Origin of the sequence: Micromonospora sp. C51 (assembly GCF_018070435.1) — a bacterium.
GTDB classification, from domain to species: Bacteria; Actinomycetota; Actinomycetes; order Mycobacteriales; family Micromonosporaceae; genus Micromonospora; species Micromonospora sediminimaris.
The window spans coordinates 202,091-211,246 of sequence record NZ_JAGPXQ010000009.1 but is presented as its reverse complement, the minus strand read 5'-3'; the positions used below and the strand labels follow the sequence as shown (position 1 = coordinate 211,246).

General features: G+C 69.7%; 9 protein-coding genes. 4 read left to right on the top strand and 5 right to left on the bottom strand.

The window, feature by feature from the left end:
- The first annotated feature begins 255 nt into the window (after window positions 1-255).
- The 3 genes from KBX50_RS13565 (at window position 256) to KBX50_RS13555 (ending at window position 4,598) form a co-directional block, all read left to right on the top strand.
- Window positions 256-1,470: an acetyl-CoA C-acyltransferase gene (locus tag KBX50_RS13565; protein ID WP_210937375.1), complete on the top strand. Its 1,215-nt coding sequence runs from the start codon at window positions 256-258 to the stop codon at window positions 1,468-1,470.
- Window positions 1,467-3,536 carry a 3-hydroxyacyl-CoA dehydrogenase NAD-binding domain-containing protein gene (locus KBX50_RS13560; RefSeq protein ID WP_210937374.1) on the top strand — a complete coding sequence of 690 codons (2,070 nt, stop codon included), beginning with the start codon at window positions 1,467-1,469 and terminating at the stop codon, window positions 3,534-3,536. The genes KBX50_RS13565 and KBX50_RS13560 overlap by 4 nt, the downstream gene beginning before the upstream one ends.
- A 135-nt stretch (window positions 3,537-3,671) precedes the next feature.
- Window positions 3,672-4,598 carry a hypothetical protein gene (locus KBX50_RS13555; RefSeq protein WP_247673610.1) on the top strand — a complete coding sequence of 309 codons (927 nt, stop codon included), beginning with the start codon at window positions 3,672-3,674 and terminating at the stop codon, window positions 4,596-4,598.
- A 35-nt stretch (window positions 4,599-4,633) separates the two neighbouring features.
- Here the strand turns inward: KBX50_RS13555 and KBX50_RS13550 are convergent, their stop codons facing one another.
- A complete protein-coding gene (locus KBX50_RS13550; protein WP_210937373.1) occupies window positions 4,634-5,071 on the bottom strand; it encodes a helix-turn-helix domain-containing protein in 438 nt (145 codons plus the stop codon).
- A gap of 124 nt (window positions 5,072-5,195) precedes the next feature.
- On the opposite strand from KBX50_RS13550, the gene KBX50_RS13545 reads away from it, so the two are divergent.
- Window positions 5,196-6,065, top strand: a complete 870-nt coding sequence (locus KBX50_RS13545; RefSeq protein WP_210937372.1) for an aldo/keto reductase family oxidoreductase — start codon at window positions 5,196-5,198, stop codon at window positions 6,063-6,065.
- Window positions 6,066-6,131: 66 nt separating this feature from the next.
- Here KBX50_RS13545 and KBX50_RS13540 read toward each other — a convergent pair whose 3' ends face one another.
- The 4 genes from KBX50_RS13540 to KBX50_RS13525 form a co-directional block, all read right to left on the bottom strand.
- Entirely contained in the window at window positions 6,132-6,545 is a 414-nt protein-coding gene (locus tag KBX50_RS13540) for a VOC family protein (protein WP_210937371.1), read from the bottom strand.
- A 451-nt stretch (window positions 6,546-6,996) separates the two neighbouring features.
- On the bottom strand, window positions 6,997-7,875 hold the full coding sequence (locus KBX50_RS13535) for an RNA polymerase sigma-70 factor (protein ID WP_210937370.1): 879 nt from the start codon (window positions 7,873-7,875) through the stop codon (window positions 6,997-6,999).
- Entirely contained in the window at window positions 7,872-8,462 is a 591-nt protein-coding gene (locus KBX50_RS13530) for a carboxymuconolactone decarboxylase family protein (protein ID WP_210937369.1), read from the bottom strand. Before KBX50_RS13530 ends, KBX50_RS13535 begins: the two co-directional genes overlap by 4 nt.
- Window positions 8,463-8,557: 95 nt before the next feature.
- Window positions 8,558-8,878: a hypothetical protein gene (locus tag KBX50_RS13525; protein ID WP_210937368.1), complete on the bottom strand. Its 321-nt coding sequence runs from the start codon at window positions 8,876-8,878 to the stop codon at window positions 8,558-8,560.
- Window positions 8,879-9,156 lie beyond the last annotated feature (278 nt).

Here is a 9,156-nt window from a genome sequence, read left to right as displayed (position 1 = left end):
GCCCCCGCCCCGGTGATCAAGAAGTGTGGGTCGGCGACACGCCGGCGGGTTGACGCAAACTTCTTGATCACCGCAGGGGGCGCGGGAGCGGGCACGGAGCGGGGTGTGGTGTGGGGTGGGTTACAGGGGGAGGTGGCGCGGGGGTTATTACTGGCGAGTAGCATCGGGGAAACGCCAGTGCTGGCGACCTTCGTCCGGTCCGTCACGTCGGTTACGGCGCGGACGACCGGATCGTGGTCGAATAGGAGGCTCATCGTGCCCCGTGAAGTCCGGGATGTCGTCTTCGTCGACGGCGTCCGCACCCCCTTCGGCAAGGCGGGTGGCATGTACGCCAACACCCGCGCCGACGACCTGGTGATCCGCTGCATCCGCGAACTGCTGCGCCGTAACCCCCAACTGCCGCCGGAGCGGGTCGAGGAAGTCGCGATCGCCGCCACCACCCAGATCGGCGACCAGGGACTGACCATCGGTCGCACCGCCGCGCTGCTGGCGGGGCTGCCCAAGACCGTCCCGGGTTTCGCCATCGACCGGATGTGTGCCGGGGCGATGACCGCCGTGACCACCGTCGCCGGCGGCATCGCCATGGGCGCCTACGACATCGCGATCGCCGGTGGCGTCGAGCACATGGGCCGCCACCCGATGGGCGAGGGCGTCGACCCGAACCCGCGCATCATCGCCGAGAAGCTGGTCGACCCGTCCGCGCTGGTGATGGGCGCCACCGCGGAGAACCTGCACGACCGGGTTCCGCACATCACCAAGCAGCGCACCGACGCGTTCGCCCTCGCCTCCCAGCAGAAGACCGCGAAGGCGTACGCCAACGGCAAGCTCCAGGACGACCTGGTGCCGGTGGCGATCCGCGACGGGGAGAACGGCTGGGGCCTGGCCACTGTGGACGAGGCTCCCCGGGACACCTCGATGGAGAAACTCGCCACCCTCAAGACCCCGTTCCGTCCGCACGGCAAGGTCACCGCGGGCAACGCGGCCGGCCTCAACGACGGTGCCACCGCCAGCCTGCTCGCCGACGAGGCCACCGCCCGCGAGTTGGGCCTGCCGGTCGCGATGCGGCTGGTGTCGTACGGCTTCGTCGGCGTCGAGCCGGAGGTGATGGGTGTCGGCCCGATCCCGTCGACCGAGAAGGCGCTGCGCATCGCCGGCCTGACCATCGACGACATCGGCCTGTTCGAGTTGAACGAGGCGTTCGCCGTGCAGGTGCTGGCCTTCCTCGACCACTTCGGCATCGCCGACGACGACCCGCGGGTCAACCCGTGGGGCGGCGCGATCGCCATCGGTCACCCGCTGGCGTCCTCCGGCGTACGGCTGATGACCCAGTTGGCCCGGCAGTTCGCCGAGCACCCGGAGGTCCGCTACGGCATCACCGCCATGTGCATCGGCATCGGCATGGGCGGCACGGTCATCTGGGAGAACCCGCACTGGACCGGGTCCGCGCAGACGGAGGGTGGAGACAAGTGAGCACGCTCGCCGCACCGAACGAGGTGGTCACCAAGGCCCTGCTGCGGCAGGTGAACGTGCCGGGGCTGGACCGACCGGCCGCCCTGATCACCCTCGACAACGGATTCGACCACACCAAGCCGAACACCTTCGGCCCCGGCGGTCTGACCAGCTTGGACGAGGCGATCAGCGCCGCGCTGGCGGCCGACCCGGCGTTCATCGCGGTCACCGGAAAGCCGTACATCTTCTGCGTCGGCGCGGACATCACCGGCCTGCCGCAGCTCGCGGACCGCGAGCAGGCGCTGGAGATCGGCCGGCTGGGTCACCGGGTCTTCGCCCGACTCAAGGACAGCTCCGTACCGACCTTCGCCTTCGTCAACGGCGCGGCGATGGGCGGCGGCCTGGAGCTGGCCCTGCACTGCCACTACCGGACCCTGTCCGGCGGCGCGACGGCCCTGGCGCTGCCGGAGGTCTCGCTCGGCCTGATCCCGGGCTGGGGCGGCACCCAACTGCTGCCGAACCTGATCGGCATCCCCGCCGCCACCCAGGTGATCATCCAGAATCCGCTCATGCAGAACAAGATGCTCAAGCCGAAGCAGGCTGCCGAGCTGGGCATCGCGGACGTGCTGCTGGAGCCGGCCGACTTCCTGGAGCGGTCCCTGGAGTGGGCCGCGGGGGTCGTCCGGGGCGAGGTCACCGTGACCCGGCCCGACGTCGACAAGGACATGTGGGCCGGCGTGCTGTACTTCGCCCGGCAGACGCTGGACCAGCGTCTGCACGGCGCGGTCCCGGCCGCGTACAAGGCGCTCGACCTGCTGGAGACGGCGAAGGACGCCGACTTCGCCGCCGGCACCGCCGCGGAGGACGAGGCCCTGGCCGACCTGGTCTTCTCCGAGGAACTGCGCAGCGGCCTGTACGCCTTCGACCTGGTGCAGCGGCGGGCCAAGCGGCCGGCCGGCGCGCCGGACAAGGGCCTCGCCCGGCCGGTGACCAAGGTCGGCATCGTCGGCGCCGGCCTGATGGCCAGCCAGCTGGCGCTGCTGTTCGCCCGCCGCCTCCAGGTGCCGGTCGTCCTGACCGACCTGGACCAGGCCCGGGTCGACAAGGGTGTGGGCTATGTGCACACCCAGATCGAGAAGGCGGTCAGCAAGGGCCGGATGGACAAGGGCACGGCCGCGAAGCTGTACGGCCTGGTGTCCGGCTCGGTCGACAAGTCCGTCTTCGCCGACGCCGACTTCGTCATCGAGGCGGTCTTCGAGGACCTGAACGTCAAGAAGCAGGTCTGGGCCGAGCTGGAGAAGATCGTCAAGCCGGAGGCGGTGCTCGCCACCAACACCTCGTCGTTGTCGATCACCGAGATGGCGGCGGAGCTGGAGCACCCGGAGCGGGTGGTCGGCTTCCACTTCTTCAACCCGGTCGCGGTGCTGCCGTTGCTGGAGATCGTCCGGGGCGAGCGGACCGACGACGCCACGCTGGCCACCGCGTTCGCGGTCGGCAAGCAGCTCAAGAAGTCGAGTGTGCTGGTGAAGGACGCCCCGGCGTTCGTGGTGAACCGGCTGCTCACCCGTTTCCTGGGCACCGTGTTCGCCGCCGTCGACGCTGGCACGCCGCTGGAGGTGGCGAACCGGGCGCTGGACCCGCTGGGTCTGCCGATGCGTCCGCTCGCGCTGCTCCAACTGGTCGGGCCGGCCGTCGCGTACCACGTGGGCGGCACCCTGCACGCGGCCTTCCCGGACCGGTTCGGGGTGAGTGAGAATCTCAAGCGGATCGCCGACTCCGGCCAGCCGATCGTCGTCGACGACGAGATCAACACCGAGGTGGCGAAGCTGCTGGTGGTCGGCGACCAGCCACTCACCGAGGAGCAGGTACGCCAGAACGCGCTGGACGCGATGGCGCAGGAGATCCGGCTGATGTTGGACGAGGGCGTCGTCGCCGAGGCGCAGGACATCGACCTGTGCATGATCCTCGGTGCCGGTTGGCCGTTCCACCTGGGCGGCGTCACGCCGTACCTGGACCGCACCGGCACCAGCGAGCGGGTCACCGGTAAGCGGTTCCTGCCGCGCGGCGCGGCCAGCCTGGCCGGCTGAGCGGAGACGAGCGACACCGATCGCGGTGGTCACCCGACGAGGTGGCCACCGCGAATCGCTTTCTCGTGGTGCTGCGGGTGCGGATGAACCACCTGGCTACGATGACCGATCCACCCGAACCCAGGAGCTGACCGCATGTCCCACCCCTCGGACGAGCACCAGAACCCGTCGGCCGCCGGTCCGTACCCACCCCCTGGCACATACCCACCCCCAGGCACGTACCCGAACCCGGTCCCGGGTGCGTACCCCCAGCCGGGCCAGGCGTCGTACCCATCGGCCGGCGCCCAGCCGGTGCCGCCGCAGCAACCCGGCCAACCGGTACCCGGTACCTACCCGCCGCCCGGCGCCTACCCACCACCCGGCCAGCCGCACCCCACCGGTCCGGGGCTTCCCGGTCCTGCGCTTGCCGGCTCGGGGCAGGCCGGTCAGGGATTTCCCGGTCCTGGCTTCCCCGGCCCCGGGCCGGCCGGCACGCCGAAGAAGAAGTTCCGGGTCTGGATGATCGTGCTGATCGTTCTCGCGGTCCTGCTGGTGCTCTGCGGCGGTGGCGGCACTGCCATCTGGTTCGCGGTCAAGGACGACGTCAGCGAGGCCGTGGACGCCACCCGGACCCGGATGGTCGCCCCGGCCACCCTGGCCGGCCGTCCCAAACTCACCGAACCGGAGTTGCAGCAGGCAGCCGACGAGATGCTGAGCGAGATCCGGGCCACGGTGAGCAATGAGACAAGTGCGGTGGCCGCGTTCTACGGCAGCCCGACCGGCGAGAACCTCGTCATGATCGCGGGTGCGTCCGGTCTGATGTCCGACCCGAAGCAGGAGCTCGACGCGGCTGTCCAGAGCCTGACCGCCGGCATCGCGCTCCGCAACATGACCTCGATCGACGCGGGTCCGCTCGGTGGGGAAGCCAGTTGCGGCGACGGCCAGACGGAGGGTGTGCCGCTCGGCGTCTGCGCCTGGGCCGACCGGGGCAGCGTCGGTTTGATCGTGCTGTTCTTCTCGTCCCGCGCCGACGCCCAGGCCGAGTTCGTGACCATCCGCGGTCAGATCCAGCAACGCGATTGATCACGGCCGGAAACAGGGCGGCGGCCACGAGCGCGTCATGAGGTGGCTGCGTCGTGGTCGTCGCGGTGGGCGAGAACCTCGCCCATGTGGGCCTGAGCCCAGTACCTGATCTCCCGTGTCGTGCGGTGGAGCGAGAGACCGAGGTCGGTCAGCTCGTAGGTGACGGTGACCGGGACGGTCGGCGTCACGGTACGGGTGAGCAGGCCGTCACGCTCCAGTGAACGCAGGGTCTGGGTGAGCATCTTCTGACTGACCCCGGCCAGCAGGCGGGCGAGCTCGGAGTAACGCATCGCTCTCGGCGCGGCCGACCCGTCGGGTTGCGGGGAGGAGTCACCGCCCAACGCGCACAGGATCAGCACGACCCACTTGTCCGAGATCCGGTCGAGCAGCTGGCGGCTGGGGCAGGCTGCGAGGAACGCGTTGTAGTCCGCTTTGGCCTGCGCCTGCCGCTGAGCTGCCCTCATCGTGGTCATTGCTGTCCTCTCGCTGCTGAGGCGTTACGCACTTTGAAGTGCCTACTTCCCGATGGGAAGTGGCTCCAAGAATGATGCAGGCAAGCAAGACATGCCACCGTCTCTCCAGCGAGGAAGCGACACGATGAGCACCCGCACTTCCCTTCCCGGCGGCACCTGGACACTTGGCGATCGGGCAGTCACCCGTTTCGGGTACGGTGCCATGCAACTCGCCGGCCCCTGGGTGATGGGGCCACCCGCCGACCGCGACGGCGCCCTGGCCGTGCTGCGCGAAGCCGTCGACCGGGGAATCAGCCACATCGACACGAGCGACGCCTACGGGCCGCACGTCACCAACGAGCTGATCCGCGAAGCACTGCACCCCTATCCCGAGTCGCTGCTCATCGCCACCAAGGTGGGGGCGAACCGCGACGCACGGGGCGGCTGGCCGACGGCCCGCCGACCCGAGGATCTGCGCAGGCAGGTCCACGAGAACCTGCGCACCCTCGGGGTCGACACCCTCGATCTGGTCAACATGCGGATGGGTGACGCCGAAGGCCCCCAGCCCGGCTCGATCATCGAGGCGTTCGAGACCCTCGCCGCGCTTCAGCAGGAGGGCCTGATCCGTCACCTCGGCGTCAGCAACGTCACCGCCGAGCAGGTCGCCGAGGCGCGGGCGGTCGCCCCGGTGGTGTGCGTGCAGAATCTTTACAACCTCGCCCACCGCCACGACGACGACCTCGTCGAACAGCTCGCCGCCGACGGTATCGCCTACGTGCCGTTCTTCCCGCTCGGCGGTTTCTCGCCGGTGCAGTCCGAGGCACTCTCGGCCGTCGCCGCCCGGTTGGGCTCGACACAGATGTCCGTCGCCCTCGCCTGGCTGTTGCAGCGCTCACCGAACATCCTGCTGATTCCCGGCACCTCGAAGGTGGCGCACCTGCGCGAGAACGTCGTCGGGGCGGGGCTCTCGCTGTCCGCCGAGGACATCGCCGCGTTGGACGGCATCGGCCGCTGATCGGCAGGCAGGACCGACATCGGAGCGGCGGCACCCCGCCGCTCCGATGTCACGGCCTCGCTCCGCTCAGGCGTCCGTCACAGTTCCCTCCGCCGCCTGCCGGGCCGCCGCCTTCTCGGCGGCGCTGCGCAGTACGCAGAACTCGTTGCCCTCCGGATCGGCGAGCACCACCCAACCGGCCCCGTTCGGCCCGATGTGGTCGGCGATGTGCCGGGCTCCGATCCCGAGCAGCCGCTCGACCTCCTCGTCCCGGGTCCGGTCGGTGGGTTCCAGATCGAGGTGCAGCCGGTTCTTCACCGTCTTGCCCTCGGGTACCGCCAGGAACAGCACCTCCGGACCACCCGGCGGCAGCAGCATGGCTTCCGGGTCACCCGGGAAGTCGTCCGGCTGGCGGGGGCACTCGAAGACCTGGGCCCAGAAACCGGCCAGGGCGTACGTGTCGTGACAGTCGATTCCGATGTTGTGGATCCGTGCGCTCATGTGTCGTCCCTCGTGGTGTTCGCCATCGACGCCGCGGCGCTGTCGGCTTCCGGCCGCCGAATCGCCGAGCCTGCGAGAGGCGCTACCCGGCGTGGCGGATCGGAGGCGGACTTACGGGCACGGACGTCGGGGCAGTCAGAACTGGCGTGACTGGTCCGCTGAGTTACGGGACAGCGATCCCGCTACAGGTGCCCCGCGAGGATGAGCGATCAGCCGGCAGAGCGGGGCGCGGACAGCATCATCGTGAACATCGACGCACCCCCCTCCTTGGTCGGGCTGACCTGGCGATCTTCGCACCGCCACACCTGCCGCGCAACCCCGTACACAGCTGATGCAGCCGGGCACATGGCGCCTACCACCTGACCGCCGGCCAGGTCGGCAATCATGTGGCGCTCACGGCCGCAGGCTGGTGATCGCCGACCCGGCCGCGAGCGCGTGGGCGAGCCTCGACTCACCGTCGAAGCTCGGCTACCTCGCCCAGCCGTTCGAGCTTGTGCGGGTTGCGGATCGCGTAGATCCGGGTGATTCGGCCGTCTTCGATGACGAACGACACAGCCGTGTCGTTTTCGCCGCCGGGGTCGATGCGCGCCGCGATGCCGCCGTTGAGGTCGACGACGAAAGCCCTGGCGTCGTGCGCGACCTCGGCGAAGCGGGCCATCACCGGGGCGAGCTTCGCGGCCCCGCGGACCGGCTTCGGGATCGTCGGGGCCAGGCCGCCCCCGTCGCCCACGACGAGCACGTCGGGAGCCAGAACCTTGAGCAGCCCGGGCACATCGCCGGTGGTCAGGGCGGCGAGGAACCGCTCGACCACCTGCTCCTGCTCGGTGCGGCTCACCGACATCCGGGGCCTACGCGCCGCCACGTGCTTGCGAGCCCGCGTCGCGATCTGGCGCACCGCCGCCGACGACTTGTCCAGCGCCTCGGCGATTTCGTCGTACGGCACGTCGAAGACTTCGCGGAGCACGAAGACCGCCCGCTCCGTCGGTAGCAGCGTCTCCAGTATCGCAAGCATGGCGATCGAGACGCTCTCCGCAAGCTCGATGTCCTCGGCGACGTCCGGGCTGGTCAGCACGGGCTCGGGCAGCCACTCGCCAACGTAATCCTCGCGCTGCCGGGCGAGCGTGCGCATCCGGTTGAGGCAGAGCCGGGTCACGATCCGGACGAGGTACGCCCGAGGCTCCCGCACCTGGCCGCGCTCGGCGTCGACCAAGGCTGCCCACCGCAGCCAGGTCTCCTGCACCACGTCCTCGGCGTCGGAGACCGAGCCGAGCATCTCGTAGGCGACAGTGAACAGCAGGCTGCGGTGAGCGACGAAGGGGTCTTCGTTCATGACGCGGACGCTACTCCCGGTCGCTCGGCCAGCGGCTTCAAGCCGCACGTGGCAGCGAAGCCGTCGGACTCGATACCGAGCGCCACGTTGCCCCGCGTGGTCATGTTCGCGAATGCGATCACCGAGGTGAGCTCGACCACCGCGGCAGCTCCCAGCTCGGCGTGCAGCCGGTGCACCAGCTCGTCGGTCACTGTCGGTGGCGTCTGGCTCATCGCCTCGGCGTACTCCAGGACGTCCCGCTCCAGCCGAGTGAAGACGTCCGCCTCCCGCCACCGCGGGATTTCGCGTGCTTTCTCCACGTCGAGCCCCTTGTTGCGGGCCTCGAAGTAGTTGAAGTCCAGGCACCACGTGCAGCCGACCAGCGACGCGACCGCCATGTGGGCGAACGACTTCAAGCCCTCGTCGCAGGCGTTCCACTTCTGCAGCTTGCCGCCGAGGCCGAAGCTGGCGAACAGCACCTTGGGGTTGTGCCAGTAGACGCCCACCGCCGTCGGCACCTTGCCCAGCTTCTTCTCGATCATTCGCTTGATCAACGCTCCCTTGACGCCGCTGATCTCGGCCGGGGGAATGCGGGTCGAGGACTCCATGTCTCCTCCTGCGTCGGTAGCCGGTCCGACGGTTGGTGGACCGCCATGCCATGAAGACACCAGCCGGGCCACGGATGTGACATCGGTGAGTCACGTCACCGTCGCCGGCTTCGTAGCGGTCTGGGCGTTGCCGCCGGCCCGCCGGACGGACTGCGTCCCTGCCTACGCAGACATTCGGGCTCCGGGCAGACACACCGGAAGCGCACCTCGTCGGTGGGGATCTTCAATCCGCCGCAGTCGTGTTCGATGCCGGGCAGGATCGTCGGCACGCATCCCATGCACCGTACCTCCGCGATGGGCTGCGCACGGCGCACCCAGCCGACGATGCGCAGGTGCAGTTCCTGTGGCGACATGTCGGGCAGGTCGGCGATGGCGTCGTAGAAGTGGGCGGCCATCGTCAGGGACAGACCGGACACGCCCGGGCCGTACGCGCACAGCAGATGGCCGCGTACCGTGCCGCAGGGCCACGCGTCGCCGCACCCCGCACAGTCCCAGGAAGGGCGACCAGGGCGGTGTCGGTCCGGATGCGACGCGTCCGCCAACCGCCGCCGGTCGCCAGGTTCGCCGCTGGTCATCGTGCGCCGGCCAGGCACGACCTGATGGCCGCCACGAGGACGTACGCCTCCCAGCAGTGATGGCGACCGCAGTCGGGATTCCGGTGGTCGCAGGCGTGCGCGTGCGTCAGGACCAGCCC